The organism is Terrabacter sp. C0L_2 (assembly GCF_036352015.1).
Lineage (GTDB): Bacteria > Actinomycetota > Actinomycetes > Actinomycetales > Dermatophilaceae > Terrabacter > Terrabacter tumescens.
Genome location: NZ_CP143557.1, coordinates 1,051,371 through 1,068,596, shown reverse-complemented (window position 1 = coordinate 1,068,596; position 17,226 = coordinate 1,051,371). Strand labels below are relative to the sequence as shown.

The window sequence follows — 17,226 nt, the reverse complement described above, 5'->3', positions numbered from 1 at the left end:
CGCACGACCTACTTGACCGAGCCGGCGGTCAGGCCGCCGACGAGGTGCTTCTCGATGACGGCGAAGAGGATGACGACCGGCACGACCGCGATGACCGAGGCCGCGAAGAGCTGGTCCCAGTGCTGCTCGTAGCCGGTGATGTAGGCGCGCATGCCGACCGTCAGCGGCTTCTTGTCGTCGTCGATCATCAGCGTCAGCGCCACGACGTACTCGTTCCACGCCGCGATGAAGGTGAAGATCGTCGCCGTGACGAGCCCCGGCAGCGTCAGCGGCAGCATGACCCGGCGCAGGATCGCGAAGCGGCTCGCGCCGTCGAGCGCCGCGGCCTCCTCGACCTCGAGCGGGATCGAGGAGAAGAAGCCGTGCAGGATCCAGATCGCGAAGGCGAGGTTGAACGCCGCGTTGGTGAGGATCAGCGCCCCGTAGGTGTTGATCATGTTGAGCTCGAAGAACTGCCGGTAGAGGCCCACGACGAGCGAGGTCGGCGCGAACATCTGCGTCACCAGGACGAGCAGCAAGAAGGCGCCGCGCCCCGGGAAGCGGTGCCGGGCCGTCATGAAGGCGGCCGGGATCGCGACGAGGATGACGATGACCGTCGAGCCGGCCGCGACGATGAGCGAGGTCTTGAGCCAGTTGAGGAAGCGCTCGTCGCCGAGGATCTGGGCGTAGGTGTCCCACTGCCACACCTTCGGCAGGAAGGACGGCGGCGTGCTCTTGACGTCGCTGCTCGTGCGCAGCGAGTCGAGCACCATGACGACGTAGGGCGCGACGAAGACGAACGCGACGAGCACACCGCCGATCGCCATGAGGGTGCGCTTGCGTCGCCGAGGATCGGCCGTGTGCGACCGGTTGCCCTGCGGCTCAGGGGCGTCCGGCCTCACGGGCGCGGCGGCCGTGGTCGTGCTCATCGGCTCGTCTCCTCGCGCCAGTTGATGATCTTGAGGTAGATCCCCACGACGACGAGGATCAGCACGACATTGAAGATGCCCGCCGCGGCCGACATGCCGACGTCGTGCTCCTGGCTCTTGAAGGCCAGCTTGTACATGAACGTGATCGTCGTGTCGTGGGCATAGCCCGGGTTGCGGTCGTTGAGGGTGTAGATGATCGGGAAGCTGTTGAAGACGTAGATGACGTTGAGCACCGTCGCGATTATCAAGGCCGGTCGCATGAGCGGCAGCGTAATGTTCCAGTAGCGCTGCCACGGGCTCGCGCCGTCGACGGTCGCCGCCTCCATGACGTCGTCCGGGATCGCGCCGAGACCGGCGATGAAGACGAAGATCGTGAACGGCAGCGACACGAAGACGCCGACGACGACCATCGAGAACATCGTCCAGCTGTCGTTGCCGAGGAAGTCGATCGGCTGGTCGATGAGCCCGAGCCCCTGCAGGACGTGGTTGATGATCCCGTAGTTGTAGTCGTAGAGCAGGACGAACAGCTGGCTCGTGATGACGAGCGACGCGGCCCACGGGATGATGACCGCCCACCGCACGAACCGCCGGCCCGGGAAGCTCTTGCTGAGGAACTGCGCCAGCGCGAGGCTGAGCACGATCGTGATCGCCACGACCGCGACGACCCAGATGACGGTGTTGCGCAGGACCGTGCCGAGGTCCGGGTGCTCGAGCACCTTGGCGTAGTTGCCCCAGCCGGCGTCGCCCTTGCGCAGCCCGGTGATCGAGTACTCGCCGCGCGAGGCGTCGAAGAGCTTGATCGCCGGGTAGAGCACGACCCCGAGGATGAGCGCGAGTGCCGGCGCGAGCCAGAGCAGTGCAACGAGCGGGTGGACCTGGCCGATGCGGCCGGCACGTCGGCGACCACCCGCGCGTGACGGCATACGGGAACGGGGTTGCCCCGACCCCGCCGAGGTGGCGGGGTCGGGGGTCACCGTGGAGCTCTCGGTCATCGGGGGCGTATGCCTCAGCCGCCGTTCTCGGCGGTCTTCTGCAGACCGTCGAGGGTGGCCTTGGGGGAGCCGTTGACGGCGCCGCCGAGGTTCTGCTGGACGGCGAGCTTGACCTTGTCCCACGTCGGGTCGTCGGTCGGCGTCAGCTGCGCGTTGGGCAGCGTGTCGAGGTAGACCTTGAGCTTCGGGTCGCTCTGGAACTGCTGGACGCCCGTCTTCGTGACCGGCAGGAAGCCCTCGGCCTTGATGAAGGTGTTGACCTGGTCGGGCTGGTAGTAGAGGTCGTAGAAGGCCTTGACCGCCTTCTCGTTGCCCGGCTTCTTGAAGGCCATGAGGTAGTCGGTGACGCCGAACGTCTTGCTCTCGGAGCCGTCGTTGGTCGGGAACGGGGCGACGCCGTAGTCGACCTTCTTGTCCTGGTCGAGCGCGCCGGCCAGCGGGCTGAAGCCGATGACCATGCCGGCCTTGCCCGACTTGAACAGGTCGAACGCGTCGGCACGGTTGGTGCGGGCCGGGTTGTTCTGCGTCAGCTTCTCGTCAGCGAGCTTCTTGAGGAAGGTCAGCGTCTCGACGTTCTTGTCGGAGTTGATCGTCCACTTGTCGCCGTCCTTCCACGTGCCGCCGTTGTTGAACAGCCACATGGAGAACTCACCCTGCGACTCCTCGGGGCCGAGGGGGAGGGCGTAGCCGACGTTGCCGTTGCCGAGCGCGGTGATCTTCTTCGCGTCGGCCTCGAGCTCGGTCCACGTCTTCGGCGGCTCGTTGATGCCGGCCTGCTTGAAGAGCGTCTTGTTGTAGAAGAAGGCGCGCGCCGAGGACAGGTCCGGGAAGCCGTAGAACTTGCCCTGGTAGGTGCCGTACTTGACGAACGTGTCGAGGATGTCGCTCTTGACGGCCGCGGGCAGCACCGCGTCGGAGTCGTAGAGCAGCCCGTCCTTGGCGTAGCTGGCGTACGCGTTGAGGTTGAGGATGTCGGGCGCCTGGTTGTTCTGGATCATCGTCGAGGACTGCTGGTCGATGTTGTCCCAGCTGACGACCTGCACCTCGAGGGTGTAGCCCGTCTTGTCCTTGTACGTCTTGGCGAACGCGTCCCAGAACGCCTTGGTGTGGTCCTTGGAGTACTCGGCCGCGACGAGCTTGATCGTCTTGACCTCCTGGCCGCTGCCCCCGCTGGCGCCCGCGGTCGTGCCGGCCCCGGTGCCCCCACCGCACGCGCCGAGGGCGAGGCCCGCGATGGCCAGGCCCGCGACGACCGCAGACTTCTTCGTCGACGTCATGTCTCTCCCTTGGTTCGGTGCCGGGGTGCTGGCGGCGCGTTCACACGCCGGCCCGGCCACGTGGGCCCACGCTAGAGCGGCAGATGGGGCTTAGCAAGAGCAATCATGACCGAAAGCTCGGCGATCCGATCACAATCAAGCAAAGGCGTGCGCGCTCACACCTCGCGGACCTCGACGCCCGCCTCGCGCAGCGCGTCCACCTCGTCACGGTCTGCGCCCACGCTAGTGACGAGATGGTCGATGCGCTCGGCGGGACAGATCGAGGCGAAGGTGCGCAGGCCGAGCTTCTCACCGGTCGCCACGCAGATGACCTGCTTGGAGCGCTCGATCATCGTGCGGATGATCGCCGCCTCCTCCTCGTGCCGGCACGTCGCGCCCTCGCGGGCCGAGAGGGCGTTGACGCCGACGATGGCGACGTCGAGCCAGAGCTGTTGCAGCACGAGTGTCGCGAGGGGGCCAGTGACCTCGTAGGACTCCGGCCTGGCCACGCCGCCGAGCGAGACGCACTGCACGTGCGAGCGCAGCACCGCCTCGGTCGCGATGTTGAGCGCATTGGTGACGATGGTGATCTCGCCGTCGGCGGCGAGGTCCTCGCGAGCCGTGATGGCGCGCGCGGTCGCCGTCGTCGTCGTGCCGCCGTTGAGGCCGATGACCTGGCCGGGCTGCACGAGGGCGGCGGCCGCCTCGGCGACACGGGTGCGGTCGTCGTCGGCCATGCTGCTGCGGTAGCGGTAGGGCAGCTCGTAGGCGACGCTCGTGGCGACGACGCCGCCGTGGTTGCGCGCGACGAGCTGGCGCTTGGCGAGCTCGGAGAAGTCGCGACGGATCGTGGCCTCGCTGACGCCGAGCAGCTCGGCCGCCTCGCCGACCCCGAGCCGGCCCGTCGTCGCGAGCCGGTCGAGCATGACCGACCAGCGGCTGGCGCGGTTGCGGGCGGGATCGATCTCTTCGGTCACGCGCTGACGATACCGCGCACTTCGAGCAATGGACATGTGCATCTCTGCGCGTTTAGGGTTTGTTTCGCGCACACACAAGCATCACTGCCGGGCGACCTCCGCCCGCCACCACTCGCCGGGAGAGCCCATGTCGCAGTCCACCCACCTCGCCCAGGAGATCGCCACCCAGCCGGACGACTGGGAGCGCGTCGTCGGTCGCCTCGACGACGTCTCGCGACACCTCCCGCGCCCCGGCGAGCGGGTCGCGACGATCGGGTGCGGCACGTCGTGGTTCATGGGCCAGGCGTATGCCGCCCGCCGCGAGTCGCTGGGACAGGGCGCCACCGACGCGTATGCCGCCTCCGAGCACCGTCTGGCCCGTGGCTACGACCGCGTGGTGCTCATCAGTCGCTCCGGCACGACGACCGAGGTCATGGCGGTCGTCGAGGAGCTGCGTGCCGCGGGGACGCCGCACGTCTCGTTCGTCGCGACGCCCGGCACCCCGGTCGCCGAGCGGTCCGAGGCCCTGGTGCTGCTCGACGACGTCGACGAGCAGAGCGTCGTGCAGACCCGCTTCGCCACGACCACCCTTGCGCTGCTTCGCGCCTCGCTCGGTGAGGACCTCGCTCCGGTCGCCGAGCAGGCCCGCGCGGTGCTGGCCGAAGATGCCGACACGGCATACGGCCCCCTGCTCGACACCGAGCAGGTCACCTTCCTCGGGCGCGGCTGGAGCAACGGCATCGCCAACGAGGCCGCCCTGAAGCTGCGCGAGTCGGCGCAGTTCTGGTCCGAGTCCTACCCGGCGATGGAGTACCGCCACGGCCCGATCAGCATCGCCGCCCCCGGGCGCGCCGTCTGGGCGTTCGGCGAGGTGCCGGAGGGGCTGCGCGAGCAGGTGCAGGCGACGGGCGCGCGCTTCGAGCACCGTGACATGGACCCGCTCGCCGACCTCGTCCGGCTGCACCGGCTGTGCCTCGGCAAGGCCGACGCGGCAGGCCTCGACCCCGACGCCCCCCGCAACCTGACGAGAAGCATCGTCCTCACCTGACCGCCCCTCAACCGTCGAAAGGCCAAACTTCGCGGGTGCGGGGCGGTCGAGTGGCCAGAGTTCGCGAGGCGAACTCTGGCCTCTCGACGTGCGGGCACCCACGAACATTGGCCACTCGACGTGGAAAGACCCGCAAACATTGGCCTTTCGACGGTTCAGGGGTGGGCTAGGAGGCGCATCAGGCGGGCGGCCTCGTCGGTGACGGCGTCGCGGGCCGCGCCGAGGTACTTCCTGGTGTCGACGGTCGGCGACTGCTCGAGGCGCTCGACCATGGCTCGCGTGAACACCTGGTTGAGGTGCGTGGCGATGTTGACCTTCGTCATGCCAGCGCGCACCGCGGCCACGAGACCGGCGTCGGGCACCCCTGACGAGCCGTGCAGCACGAGCGGCACCGGCACCGAGTCCCTCAGCGCCGCAATGAGATCCGTGTCGAGCTCGGCCGTGCGGTCGGTCATCGCATGGCTGCTCCCGACGGCGACGGCGAGCGCGTCGACGCCGGTGTCGGCGACGAAGCGTGCCGCGTCAGCAGGGTCGGTGCGCACCCCGGGCGCGTGCACGCCGTCCTTGCCGCCGACCTCGCCGAGCTCCGCCTCCACCGAGACTCCGGCGGACCGGCACAGCTCGACGACCCGCCTTGTCTCCGAACGGTTCTCGTCGTCGGGCAGGGTCGACCCGTCGAACATCACCGACGTCAGCCCGAGCCGGACAGCCTCCTCGACGAGACCGGCGTCCTCCGCGTGGTCGAGGTGCACCACGACCGGCTGGCTGCACGCGTCGGCGATCGCGAGCGTCGCGGCCGCGATCGGCACGAGCGACCCGTGGTAGCGCACGCAGTTCTCCGAGATCTGCATGACGACAGGAAGATTCACGCGCTCGGCCGCGGCGGCATACGCCTCGGCGTGCTCGAGCTGGATGACGTTGAAGGCTGCGACGGCACGGCCGGCGGCCACCGCCTCGGCGAGCACCGGCGTCAGGGCGGAACGGGTCACGACCGGAGCTCCTCGATCTCGACGGCGGGGAGCAGCCGCTCGACGTCGGCCTCGTCGACGGTCCCGGCGACGGGCTGCAGCACCGCGGCAGCCGCCCACGCGACGCCCCGGCGCAGCACGGCTGCCCAGGCCTCCGCACCGTGCGGCAGGTCGGCGATCCCGTCGAGGTCGGCGGCGAGCGCCGCCGTCAGGGCGTCACCGGCACCGGTCGGGTTGCCGGAGAGCGGCCGTGGCAGGTGGGCGCGGAGCGCGACGTCGTCGTGCACGAGGACGAGGCCGTTGGTGCCGTCGCTGATGAGGGCCGACCGGGCGCCTGCCGCGACGAGGGCCCGGGCCGCGCCGGGCACCGACGGCACCTCACCGCGACCGAGGCCGGTCAGCGTCTGCGCCGCCTCGACCCGGTTGGGCTTGACGAGGTCGGGCCCGAGCGCGAGCACGCGCGAGAGGTGCACGCCGCTGACGTCGAGCACGACCCGCAGCCCGGCCTCGTGCGCGAGCCGGGTCAGCGTCCTCACCAGGTCGGCGTCGGCCCCGGGCGGGAAGCTGCCCGAGACGGTCAGCACCGCGGCCGTCGGCGCGAGCGTCGCCACCTCGTCGACGACGCGGTCCCAGACCCGCTGCGACTGGCCGATGCCGGGCTCGTTGAAGAGCGTCGCGCGGCCGTTCGCCTCGACGACGGCGACGGAGCGGCGGGTCGGGCACGGCGACGGCACGAGGCGGTGCAGCACGCGGCGCGCGCCGAGGTCCGACCGAAAGAGGTCGATGTCGGTCTCGCCGACTGGGGCCACGGCGACCGCGCCGTGGCCCATCGTCGCGAGGACCGAGGCGACGTTGAGGCCCTTGCCGCCGGCGCGCTCGCTGACCGAGGCGACGCGATGGGACTCGCCGAGCGCGACGACGGGCACGGCATACGTGATGTCGAGCGCGGGGTTCGGGGTGACGGTGACGATCATCGACCGACGAGGTCCAGCGCGATCGTCGCGGCGCCCAGCGAACCGGCGCGCGAGCCCAGGGCCGCGGCCTCGACGGTGACGTCGTCGCGCCCGCCGAGGCGGGCGGTCAGGGCGGCGCGCAGCGGCTCGAGGAGGGTGTCACCGGCGTGCACGAGGCCGCCGCCGATGAGGACGAGCTCGGTGCCCGCGGCCGCCACGACGGGCGCGACCATGATGGCGAGCGCGTCGATGGCCTCCTGCCAGATGCGGCGGGCCACCTCCTCACCCGCCTCGGCACGGCGGGCCACTTCCTCGGCATCGCCGACGAGCCCCGTCGCCTCGGACCAGCGGCGGCCGATCGCCCCGGCGCTCGAGAGCGCCTCGAGGCAGCCACGCTGGCCGCAGCCGCACAGCGGGCCGTCGGGCACGACGACGATGTGGCCGATCTCGCCGGTCCACAGCGAGCCGGTGACGAGCTGTCCGCGGCAGAGGATCGCGCTCGCGAGGCCGGTGCCGAGCGGCACGAAGAGCACGTTGTCCGCGTCGCGCGCGGCGCCCAGACGGTGCTCGGCGAGCAGGCCGGAGCGCACGTCGTGACCGACGGCGACCGGGACGTCGACGTGGGCGGCGACCGTGCCGCGCAGGTCGAGGTCGCGCCAGCCGAGGTTGGCCGACCACACGCCGACGCCGCGCACCTCGTCGACGAGTCCGGGGACCGCGACGCCGACGGCGAGCAGGTCGACGGCGTCGCCGGCCCGCGCCGTCAGCTCGACGACCTCCTTGGCAGCCACCTCGCCGAGGTGGTCACCGACGCGGTCGGGGGTGGGGCGCGCCGTCTCGGCGAGCACCTGGCCGTCGGGGGTCAGGAGGACCGACTTGATCCGGGTGCCCCCGACGTCGATCCCGACCACTGCTTCGCGCATCACGCTGCGCAGTCTATGAGCAATCGTGCACGGTTGAACACCCGATCAATCACATTCGGACAGGCGCTCTGTCCTGCTGTCGCCCAGCCTGCCACCGGTCCCCGTGCACCGCTCGCCGGGCAGGGCGGCCGCGCCGTCAGCGCAGGTACAGCGCCCGGGCCGGGCACAGCCGCACGGCCAGGTCGACGAGCTCGCGCCCGTCCTCGCCGCCGGCGGTGGCTCGGTCGTCGCCGACCACGGGGTAGCCCCACTCGTCGAGCGTCACCCCGGCCAGCAGCTGCGCGCACACGCCGTGCCCCGTGCAGGCGATCCGGTCGACGGCCACGCGGGGCTCGTGGGCGAGCCCGAGCCGGCGCCGCGTGTCGACGTCGCCGGGACGTTCGGCCGGGCGGTCGGTGGAGCGGTCGGTGGAGCGGTCACCGGGCGTGGACATCGGTCCTCCTCGGGGTGGTGCGCAGCTCGGCGGCGTCGCACCGGCCGGCGCGGTGCTGCTCGAGGTGCCCGGCGAAGACGCGCAGCGCCGACCCGGCGAAGCCGGCCACGCCGTCGGGGAAGCTGCACGCGCCGCGCCCCGGGAGCAAGCCCACCCGTGCACGCACGCGGTCGTATGCCGCGTGGTCGCCTCCCGCGGCCAGGGCGCGCCAGTCGGTGGCGAGGGCGGGCAGCCCGAACATGCACGGTCCGCACTGCCCGGCGGACTCGCCCGCGGCCCAGGTGAGGCAGCGGTCGACGAACCCGAGCGGACAGTCCCGCGGGTCAAGGGCCTCGAGGACTCCGGGGCCGGTGCGGGCACCGACCCGAGCGAGGTCGGCGTCGGACCACCGCAGCCCCGGCACGTCGGCCGTGCGGACGAAGCTGCCGCCCAGCCCACCGACGAGCACGGCTCCGGAGTCGTCGCCGTCGTCGGGCAGACCGCCGGCGAGGTCGAGCAGGTCGGTGACGGGAGCCCCTGCGGCCGTCTCGACGACGACGCCACGAGTCGACGGCGTGCTGACGGAGACGAGCCTCGGCCCCGGCTGCTCGGGCGTGCCGTACGAGCGGAACCACGTCGCGCCGTGCCGCGAGACCTGCGCCGCGCGCCAGACCGTCTCGGCGTTGAGGACGACCATCGGGCGGATCCGGCGACCGTCGGAGTCGCGGCCGCCGCGGACGAGCGGCTGGCGCTTCGTCATCGGGCGGGCGAGGCCGCCCTGCGCGAGCGAGACGATCGCCGACTCCTCGGACGAGACGTAGCGCGGCGGCACCGCGAGCAGGCGAAGCCCCGCCGAGCGCAGCAGGTGCGCGGTCTCGGAGCCGCGGTGGGCGGCATACGTCACCCTGGCGCCGTCGGCGATCTCGCTGGCGCCGTCGATGAGCTCGCCGAGGCGGTTGGCGACGACCCAGGCGTCCTTGCTCGCCCCGAGCTCGCCGTCACAGGCGTTGACGACGAGCTCGGCGTCGTGGGCGTGCGCGGCGGCGACCTTCGTCGCGGTGCTGAAGCCGGCGCCGCCACGGCCGGTCAGACCGGCCTCGGCGAGCAGGGACACGATGGTCATGACCACTCCTGCGCTGCGACGGCGACCCGGCGCCGTTCGTCGTGATGGGTGGAGGTGTAGCGCCAGGCGATGGCCCCGACGCCGACGACCGCGCACGCGATCGTCGTGCCGCGCAGCAGCAGCTCACCGCTCGTGCCGAGGGCGAGGCCGTGGACGATCGCCATCGGCCACAGGGCGTGCGAGAGCAGGTGCACCCGGCGCCACGTGCGCTCGGCGAGGCGGTGCCGGAGCAGCGAGGTCACGACGACGGCGAGCAGGACGTCGAAGGCGAGGGTGCCGAGACCCACCCAGAGGGCCTCGTAGCCCGACGTGAAGGGCAGGACGGCCGACACGAGGTCGATCGACACGTACGTCTCGGCGACCGCCGTCGCGATGTGCGCGAGGAGGAAGACGCTCGCGCCGAGGGAGAGCCAGCGGTGCAGCGCCATGACGACCGTCGCGGAGTCACCGGTCGGTCGCCGCCGCCCTGCGGTGACGAGGCCGAGCACGACGACGACGGTGAGCAGCACGATGCTGACGACGCCGGTGGCGCGCGAGACGTACCAGAGCAGCTCGTTCATCAGGCGGCCCTGCGCGCCTCGCCGGGCCAGCCCGGCGTCGTCAGGACCCGACCGTCGCGGGTCACGAAGCGAGCCGGAACCCCCTGCTGCGTCAGCCATTCCGGCGCGTCGGCACCGAGCACGACGGCTGCGGTGGAAGCGGCGTTGGCCTCGAGGCAGGTGGTGGCCGCGCACGACACCTGCGCCCACACCGCGGGCGCGGTGTGGCCGGTGCGGGGGTCGACGATGTGGTGGCGCGGGCCGTCGTCGGTGTCCCACACCCGCAGCTGCGTCGACGACGTCGCGATCGCCTGGCCGGTGCTCGTGACGACCTGCCGGACGGCGCCGGCGGCGTCCTCGATGCCGATGGCCCAGCCGTGCTCGGGGAGGTCACCGGACACGGCGACGTCACCCCCGAGGTTGACGGCGAACCCGCCCGCGAGCGCCTCGGCGAGGAGCTCGGCGATGCAGTCGGCGGCATACGCCTTCGCGGAGGCCCCGAGGTCGAGGAGCGTGCCGCGGGCGACGGCCACGCGGCGGGCCGAGACGTTGAGGTGCACGGTGTGCCACCGCGGCACGCCGGCGACACGCACCTGATGGAAGCCGGCGCGGGCACGCACGACGTCGAGGTCGTCGTCGTAGCCCTCGGCGACGAGGGCCGAGCCCACGGTGGGGTCGACGAGCCCGCCGGTCAGCCGGGCGACGCGCAGCGCCGCCTGGAGGTATGCCGTGAGGACCGGTGACGCGAACGCCTCCGCAGGTGCCCGGCCGGCCCGCGCCGCAAGGAGACTCACCTCGGAGTCGGGCCGGAAGCGGCTGACGGCCCGGTCCACCTCGCGCAGGTGGCGCTGGGCGATCTCGACCGCCTCGGGGAGCACCTCGGGACGGGTGACGAGGACGGCGTTCGACGTGCCGATGGCGCGGAACGTGCCGGTCACGGCCGGGCTGGGCGTCAGGGTGTCCATCACGAGCCACCCGAATTCGTCTGTGCCTGGGCGTTGCTGCCGCTCACGGGGGCCACGGCGCTGAAGCCCGAGGCCGAGCTCGAGGCCGAGTCGTCCGAGGAGCTGGTGTCGTCGGAGCTGGACGAGCTCGACGTGCTCGACGTGCTGTCGCTCGACCCGGACGAGGTCTGGGTCGCGACGGTCTGCGCAGCGGTGGTCTGCGCATCGGCGAGGTGGATGCCGATGGCGCCGACGAGGACGGTGGAGGCGGTCATCAGGCCGGCGGTCCAGAGTCGGGCTCGGCGCAAGGCGCGGGGAACGGTGCTCATCGGGACTCCTTCGGTGGGGATGGCTCCACCGTCGCGAGCGCCGCTGTGGGGCCGCTGTGCCGGCCCGATGACCTCGGCATGCATCGCCATACCGCCCGGAGCGTGGCTCAGCCGCCGGGACAGTCGATCTCGTGACTCCGCGGCCACACGGGGTCGACGCCCGAGCCGAACACCTCGAGGTGCCCGCGCTCACCCGTCCAGGCGAGGGAGAACGTCCCGGCGTCGACGGGCCGATAGCCGTCGTCCATGCTGTAGCGGCTGACCTGCCCGGCCACGAGGCCGTGCCCGGGCACGGCGTAGACGGTGCCGCGGCCGGCCATGAGGAACGAGTGCTCCTGCACCACGACCCGGCACCCGGCGGCGCTCGGTGGCCCGATGACGAAGGCGACCGAGGTGCTGTCGAGCGCCCAGGCGAAGGCGGCGACCCCGCCGGCTCCCATGACGAGCAGCCCCACGCCCAGCCGTCGGAACGGGCGGGGTCGAAGCACGTCGTCCCGGGCGACCGTGCCCCGCCGCCGGCCGACGCGGTCCAGCACCCGGGCCACGACGAGGAGCGCGAGGCCGCACCCGGCGAGGCCGATCGCGGCGTCACCCACGCTCGTCACGTCGTCGCCGAGGACGAGCACCACCGGCCACACGGCCGTGCCCACAACAAGCGCCGGCGTCACCGCCAACAACGCGATGCCGCCTCGTCGCGCGATGGCCTGCGCCCTGTCCACGCCGAACCCCCTGTGCCCGTCCTGATGGTCGAGCCCGAACCTAACCGCCCCGGCGGCGCCGTGACGGTGGCCGCGTGTGCAGATGTCGGGGTCCTGACCCCACACGACGCACACATCCCGGGTCAGGTCAGGTCGCATCAGGGCAGGGCAGGGCAGGTCGGGTCAGAAGGAGGTGACGTCCTCGCTGCGCGGGTCGCCGACGACCCGGCTGGACGCATACAGGCCGTCCTTCGCGCGGCGCCGCCACGGACGCGCGAGGTCGACGGCGACACGGACGTCGTCGTCGGAAGCGGCGAGGTCGAGGTCGACGAACGCGAGCGCCGGACGGTCCCGCGCGGGGCAGCGGGCCACCCAGCGGCCACCGGGTGCGGCGATGCCCGACGGCACGGTCGAGGCGTACTGCGCGGGCACGGAGTAGCCGACCCAGTAGCCGAAGAGCGCGGCATACGACCGACCGATCTCGGCGCGCATCGCGTCGTCGACCATGACGGAGAGCAGGACGGCGTCGACGTCGAGCCGCTCGTACTCCTCGAAGAGGTGCGGGAAGTTCGCCTCGATGCAGAGGGCCACCCCGAAGCGCACGCCGTCGACCTCGAAGACGAACGGCTCGGTGCCGGGCGAGTACATCCAGGTCAGCTCAGTGTTGGACAGGAAGCGCTTGTCGTAGCGCCCGACGAGCTCGCCGTGGTCGGACACGACGTAGTAGCTGTTGTGCGGGCGGTGCGGCGGCGTCAGCGGGTGGATCGACCCGAACGCCACCCAGATTCGCAGCTCTCCGGCGAGTCGGGCGATCGACTCGGCCTCGTGGCGCAGCAGGTCCCAGTCGGCGCGCTCCCAGTCCGCGTCGGACACCGTCCCCGGCCCGGACGAGGACATGACGTACTTGCTGGGGTAGACGATGGCGCCCTCCGGGAACTGCACGAGCCGGGCGCCTCCCGCGGCGGCCTCGCGCATGAGTCCCCGGATCTCGTCACCGGCGGCGCGGACCGCCCCGGCGTCGCCCGGGTCCTCGGCCATCCGGCTCTGCGCAACCGCCCACCGCACCGTCGTCATCCCGACAACCTAACGACGGGCGACGACAGGGTCCCGGGCCACCCGCGCCGCGGGCGACCGGAATCCGCTTGCCCTGCAACGGGGCGAGCAGGACGCTTGCCACCATGACGCTGCACATCCACAACGTGACCTTCGACTGCGCCGACGCCCGCGCCCTCGGCACCTTCTGGGCCGAGCTGCTCGGCTGGAACGTCTACTACGACGACGACCCCGAGGTCGTCGTCGCCGCGTCGTTCCCGAGCACGAGCCTGGGCCTGCTCTTCATCCCCGTCCCCGAGGGCAAGACGGCCAAGAACCGCCAGCACCTCGACCTCACCCCCGATGCGGGCACCCGCGACGAGTGGGTCGAGCGCGCGCTCGCCCTGGGCGCGACCATCGTCGGCGACCACCGCACGCCCGAGGGCACCGGCTGGGTCACGTTGGCCGACCCCGAGGGCAACGAGTTCTGCATCGAGCGTGGCGCGGCCGAGACGGGGCCGCGACACTCGCGCGCCTTCCGCATCACCACGTGAGCTCAGCCGTCGGCGCTGTGCGCGAGCGCGACGGTCTTGGGCACGACGAGCCGCCACGCGTCGACGACGATCTCGCGCATGCGGTCCTCGTCGATCGCGTCGAGGCGCACCTCGACCCAGTTGAACCGCATGTCGGAGCGCCGCGGCATGAGGAAGACCTCGGGCTCGCTCGCGACGAGCACGTCGCGCTCCTCCTTGGGGAAGGCGAAGCCCATCTGCGTCTCGTCCGCGGAGAAGGCGAGCCACACGATCCTGCCGACGCGGAACTTCACGCGGTCACGGACGAGCACCTCGTAGGAGCGGGGCAGCTGCTCGGCCACGCGCCGCACGTCCTCGATGGTCACGGGCACCCCTCCACCCTGCCACGTGCCCGCCGGCGACACACCGTCCGAAGCCTCTGGATCCGAGGCAGTCCCGACGTCCGCCGACCCCACCCGGCACCCGCCGCACCCCTTCCGCACACCCGCGTGACGGCATACCCTGCCTCTGTCGCGACCCGACGGCATGGCGCCGGGCGGGCTGAAACGTCGACTCCACCACGACAAGGAGACGACGTATGCCGTCAGCACCCACCCAGCCCAGCGTCCCCGAGCGTCTGCTCGCCTTCCTCGACCGCCTCGGCGCGGAGCTCGACCGTCGCGGCGACGCCGTCGCGCTGCTCGGCCTCGGCTCCGTCGGCCGGGACCTGCACCGCCTCGACGAGCACTCCGACGCGGACTTCTTCGTCGTCGTCGACGACGCCGCGGCCCGCGACCGCTACCTCGCCGAGATCGACTGGCTCGAGGCCGCACAGCCGGTCGTATGGTCGTTCGAGAACAGCGGCGCCGGGCGCAAGGCGCTGCTCGAAGGCGACCTCTTCGCGGAGTACGCGGTCTTCTCGCTCGCGGAGATGGACACCGCGGGCTACCCGCCGGGGCGCCTCCACTGGAGCCGGGCCGACGCACCCGCTGGGCTCGAGGTCCCGAAGACGCCTGTGCCGCAACCGGACTCGCTCGAGCACCAGGTCGGCGAGGCGATCACCAACCTCTACGTCGGGCTGCACCGCGACCTGCGCGGCGAGCGCCTCACGGCGACGCGCTTCATCCAGGGGTATGCCGTGGACCGCTGGGTCACCGTGCTCGACCACCTGGGGCTCGGCCGCGGCGCGCGGCAGGACGTCTTCGTCATCGACCGCGGGGTCGAGCGGCGGTTCGCCCCGGACCTGCTGCCGCTCGCCGACCTCGTGCCGGGCTACGAGCGCAACGCGCACGCGGCGGCCACCCTGCTCGCCCTGCTCGAGGCGCACGTCGACCTCGACCCGACGATCGTCGCCGCCGTCCGCGACCTCATCGGGCGCTCGGCAGCCGACGCTCAGTCGCGGGCAGCCGCGTCGGGGGACAGCTCGAGCTCGTAGACGAGCAGCGTGAGGGTGTCGATCGGTGACCAGTCGCGCTCGGGGGCGCGGGTGAAGCCGAACCGCTCGTAGACGCGGTGCGCGGCGTGCATCATCGGCTGCGTCGAGAGCACGACGCGCTTGCGCCCGAGAGCCCTGGCGCGGTCGATGCACTCACGGACGAGCGCCGTGCCGACGCCCCGACCGCGACCGTCGGGTGCGACGGCGAGCGTGCGGAACTCGGCCTCGCCGTCACGCGCGACGTCGGCGAAGGGCCCGGGGCCGGGCACGAACGCGACCCCGCCGAGCACCGTGCCGGACTCATCGGCGGCGACGAGCACCTCGGCGTGCTCGGCCCTCCGACCGACGTCCCGCAGCACCTCGAGGTAGGGGTCGTCGGCGCCGAAGTCGAGCAGCCCGTCCTCGAGGTAGGCGGCTGCTGTCAGCTCACCGAGCCGCTCGTGGTCCTCCGGCCGCGCCGGGCGGATCGTGAAACCGTCCATGCGCGCAGTCTCCCGCACTGTCACGGCGTCTCACGACGCCTCGCCCCCGGCGTCACCTCCCATGGGATCGGCAGGTGACGTTCAGGCGGTTCGCAGAAACCGTACCTACGTTCCGAGACGGCCCGAGTGGGTCGTCTCGGGGCGAACAGGGAGAGGGGCACCATGCGTACACATTCCAGACGCAGGCGGACATCGGTAGGGATCGGCCTCACGGCGACGGCCCTCGCGCTCGGGACGAGCTTCGTCGCGGGCTCGGCGACGGCGACCGCGGCCGGGACCGACAAGAGCGACATCGTCTACACCGTCCACCCGCTGACGAAGCAGTACTCGACCGGCACCCACCCGGGCGCCCTGCCGACGCCGTCGCAGTGCGTCGCCCGCATCGGACTCGCCTGCTACACCCCGGCGCTCATCCGCAAGGCGTACGACATCCCGGACGGCTGGACCGGCAAGGGTCAGCGCATCGTCATCGTCGACGCCTACGGCAGCCCGACGGTGCGCCAGGACCTCGACGTCTTCAGCCAGACCTTCGGCCTGCCCAAGGCCGACCTCAACGTCTACTACCCCGGAGGCGCACCGCAGACGAGCACGGCCCACAAGGGCCAGCCGCTCGGCTGGGCCGGTGAGACGAGCCTCGACGTCCAGTGGGCGCACGCCATCGCGCCGGACGCGACGATCAACCTCGTCGTCGCGCCGAACAACTACGGCAACGCCCTCAACGTGGCCGTGAAGTACGCCGTCGACCACGACCTCGGCGACGTCCTGTCGATGAGCTACGGCGCCGACGAGGCCGCGATCAAGGGCAAGGGCAACAACCTGCAGCTCCAGCAGTCGCACGCGAACTTCGCAGCGGCTGCAGCCAAGGGGATCTCGCTCTTCGCCTCGTCCGGCGACGACGGCGCCTCGAACGGCGGCCCGGCCCTCGCGGCCGGCTACCCGGCGTCCGACCCGCTCGTCACCGCGGTCGGCGGCACGAACCTCTTCACGGACGACGCCGGCAACTACCAGAAGGAGACGGTCTGGGGCGACCAGGCCTCGTGCGTCGTGCACGAGCCGTTCGGCTGCACCCTCGGCCCGATCGGTGCGACGGGCGGCGCCCCGAGCACGATCTTCCCGGCGCCCGCCTACCAGGCAGCCGTCAACGGCAACCCGATGCGCACGACGTCGGACGTGTCCTACAACGCGTCGGTCTACACCTCGGTCTTCGTCTACGAGGGCTTCAACGCCAACCTTGACGACAACGGCTTCTACTTCTACGGCGGCACGAGCTCGGGCTCACCGCAGTGGGCCGCGATCGGCGCCCTCGCCGACCAGCAGGCGGGCCACCGTCTCGGCGCGCTCAACCCGGCGCTCTACGCGATCGGGGCCGGCGCCACGCACGCGCTCGCCTTCCACGACGTCACCTCGGGCAACAACGCCTGGGACGGTCCGGGCCTCGACGCCAAGGCCGGCTACGACGACCCGACGGGCCTCGGCTCACCGGACGTCTCAGGTCTCGTGGGCCAGCTCGTCCACTGACGCCCATCACCGACGGCGTATGCCGTGACGTGGCCACCCAGCACCTCGCTGGGTGGCCACGTCCTCGTCCCCAGTCGTGACCAAGCGGGCCGCCCGACAGGTCCCCGGACCCCAACAACTCCGCCCCGGCGGACAAACCGCACCCCAACCCACCACCCGGACCCCAACAACTCCACCCCGGCGGACAAACCGCGCCCC

General features: G+C 71.9%; 20 protein-coding genes. 4 read left to right on the top strand and 16 right to left on the bottom strand.

All coding sequences use genetic code 11. The features are described 5' to 3' along the window. Positions 1 to 8 precede the first annotated feature (8 nt). The 4 genes from U5C87_RS04995 to U5C87_RS04980 form a co-directional block, all read right to left on the bottom strand. A complete protein-coding gene (locus U5C87_RS04995) occupies positions 9 to 908 on the bottom strand; it encodes a carbohydrate ABC transporter permease (RefSeq protein WP_330475527.1) in 900 nt (299 codons plus the stop codon). After that, positions 905 to 1,900: a carbohydrate ABC transporter permease gene (locus tag U5C87_RS04990; RefSeq protein WP_330475526.1), complete on the bottom strand. Its 996-nt coding sequence runs from the start codon at positions 1,898 to 1,900 to the stop codon at positions 905 to 907. Before U5C87_RS04990 ends, U5C87_RS04995 begins: the two co-directional genes overlap by 4 nt. A gap of 14 nt (positions 1,901 to 1,914) precedes the next feature. Further along, positions 1,915 to 3,177 carry an extracellular solute-binding protein gene (locus U5C87_RS04985; protein WP_330475525.1) on the bottom strand — a complete coding sequence of 421 codons (1,263 nt, stop codon included), beginning with the start codon at positions 3,175 to 3,177 and terminating at the stop codon, positions 1,915 to 1,917. A 155-nt stretch (positions 3,178 to 3,332) separates the two neighbouring features. After that, on the bottom strand, positions 3,333 to 4,133 hold the full coding sequence (locus U5C87_RS04980) for a DeoR/GlpR family DNA-binding transcription regulator (protein ID WP_330475524.1): 801 nt from the start codon (positions 4,131 to 4,133) through the stop codon (positions 3,333 to 3,335). 127 nt (positions 4,134 to 4,260) lie between these two features. On the opposite strand from U5C87_RS04980, the gene U5C87_RS04975 reads away from it, so the two are divergent. Beyond that, the gene (locus tag U5C87_RS04975; RefSeq protein WP_330475523.1) at positions 4,261 to 5,160 is read left to right on the top strand and encodes an SIS domain-containing protein; all 900 of its coding nucleotides are present in this window, start codon (positions 4,261 to 4,263) and stop codon (positions 5,158 to 5,160) included. A gap of 155 nt (positions 5,161 to 5,315) precedes the next feature. Here the strand turns inward: U5C87_RS04975 and U5C87_RS04970 are convergent, their stop codons facing one another. From U5C87_RS04970 to U5C87_RS04925, 10 genes are all read right to left on the bottom strand, one after another. Then, positions 5,316 to 6,149, bottom strand: coding sequence for a class II fructose-bisphosphate aldolase (locus U5C87_RS04970; protein WP_330475522.1), 834 nt, complete (start codon positions 6,147 to 6,149; stop codon positions 5,316 to 5,318). After that, a complete protein-coding gene (locus U5C87_RS04965; protein ID WP_330475521.1) occupies positions 6,146 to 7,102 on the bottom strand; it encodes a 1-phosphofructokinase family hexose kinase in 957 nt (318 codons plus the stop codon). The genes U5C87_RS04970 and U5C87_RS04965 overlap by 4 nt, the downstream gene beginning before the upstream one ends. Beyond that, positions 7,099 to 8,004, bottom strand: coding sequence for an ROK family protein (locus U5C87_RS04960; protein WP_330475520.1), 906 nt, complete (start codon positions 8,002 to 8,004; stop codon positions 7,099 to 7,101). Before U5C87_RS04960 ends, U5C87_RS04965 begins: the two co-directional genes overlap by 4 nt. Before the next feature lie 136 nt (positions 8,005 to 8,140). Next, the gene (locus U5C87_RS04955) at positions 8,141 to 8,437 is read right to left on the bottom strand and encodes a ferredoxin (RefSeq protein WP_330475519.1); all 297 of its coding nucleotides are present in this window, start codon (positions 8,435 to 8,437) and stop codon (positions 8,141 to 8,143) included. Beyond that, entirely contained in the window at positions 8,421 to 9,539 is a 1,119-nt protein-coding gene (locus tag U5C87_RS04950; protein WP_330475518.1) for an NADH-ubiquinone oxidoreductase-F iron-sulfur binding region domain-containing protein, read from the bottom strand. The genes U5C87_RS04955 and U5C87_RS04950 overlap by 17 nt, the downstream gene beginning before the upstream one ends. Beyond that, complete coding sequence (locus tag U5C87_RS04945; RefSeq protein WP_330475517.1) at positions 9,536 to 10,099, bottom strand: ferric reductase-like transmembrane domain-containing protein; 564 nt, start codon at positions 10,097 to 10,099, stop codon at positions 9,536 to 9,538. The genes U5C87_RS04950 and U5C87_RS04945 overlap by 4 nt, the downstream gene beginning before the upstream one ends. Further along, positions 10,099 to 11,043 (bottom strand): FAD:protein FMN transferase, encoded by a 945-nt coding sequence (locus tag U5C87_RS04940; RefSeq protein ID WP_330475516.1) that lies wholly within the window; start codon positions 11,041 to 11,043, stop codon positions 10,099 to 10,101. Before U5C87_RS04940 ends, U5C87_RS04945 begins: the two co-directional genes overlap by 1 nt. Next, positions 11,043 to 11,351 carry a hypothetical protein gene (locus tag U5C87_RS04935; protein ID WP_330475515.1) on the bottom strand — a complete coding sequence of 103 codons (309 nt, stop codon included), beginning with the start codon at positions 11,349 to 11,351 and terminating at the stop codon, positions 11,043 to 11,045. The genes U5C87_RS04940 and U5C87_RS04935 overlap by 1 nt, the downstream gene beginning before the upstream one ends. Before the next feature lie 107 nt (positions 11,352 to 11,458). Next, positions 11,459 to 12,070, bottom strand: a complete 612-nt coding sequence (locus U5C87_RS04930; RefSeq protein WP_330475514.1) for a hypothetical protein — start codon at positions 12,068 to 12,070, stop codon at positions 11,459 to 11,461. Positions 12,071 to 12,232: 162 nt separating this feature from the next. Further along, positions 12,233 to 13,123: a carbon-nitrogen hydrolase family protein gene (locus U5C87_RS04925; protein ID WP_330475513.1), complete on the bottom strand. Its 891-nt coding sequence runs from the start codon at positions 13,121 to 13,123 to the stop codon at positions 12,233 to 12,235. A gap of 104 nt (positions 13,124 to 13,227) precedes the next feature. Between U5C87_RS04925 and U5C87_RS04920 the strand changes: the two genes are divergently transcribed. Beyond that, positions 13,228 to 13,635: a VOC family protein gene (locus U5C87_RS04920; RefSeq protein ID WP_330475512.1), complete on the top strand. Its 408-nt coding sequence runs from the start codon at positions 13,228 to 13,230 to the stop codon at positions 13,633 to 13,635. A gap of 2 nt (positions 13,636 to 13,637) precedes the next feature. Here U5C87_RS04920 and U5C87_RS04915 read toward each other — a convergent pair whose 3' ends face one another. Beyond that, positions 13,638 to 13,985, bottom strand: a complete 348-nt coding sequence (locus tag U5C87_RS04915) for an MmcQ/YjbR family DNA-binding protein (RefSeq protein ID WP_330475511.1) — start codon at positions 13,983 to 13,985, stop codon at positions 13,638 to 13,640. A gap of 206 nt (positions 13,986 to 14,191) precedes the next feature. Here U5C87_RS04915 and U5C87_RS04910 point away from each other — a divergent pair, with 206 nt between their 5' ends. Next, positions 14,192 to 15,028, top strand: a complete 837-nt coding sequence (locus tag U5C87_RS04910) for a hypothetical protein (protein WP_330475510.1) — start codon at positions 14,192 to 14,194, stop codon at positions 15,026 to 15,028. On the opposite strand, the gene U5C87_RS04905 is transcribed toward U5C87_RS04910, so the two are convergent. After that, entirely contained in the window at positions 14,986 to 15,510 is a 525-nt protein-coding gene (locus U5C87_RS04905; RefSeq protein WP_330475509.1) for a GNAT family N-acetyltransferase, read from the bottom strand. The two genes, U5C87_RS04910 and U5C87_RS04905, sit on opposite strands and share 43 nt — an antisense overlap. A 162-nt stretch (positions 15,511 to 15,672) precedes the next feature. On the opposite strand from U5C87_RS04905, the gene U5C87_RS04900 reads away from it, so the two are divergent. Then, positions 15,673 to 17,028: a S53 family peptidase gene (locus U5C87_RS04900; RefSeq protein WP_330475508.1), complete on the top strand. Its 1,356-nt coding sequence runs from the start codon at positions 15,673 to 15,675 to the stop codon at positions 17,026 to 17,028. Positions 17,029 to 17,226 lie beyond the last annotated feature (198 nt).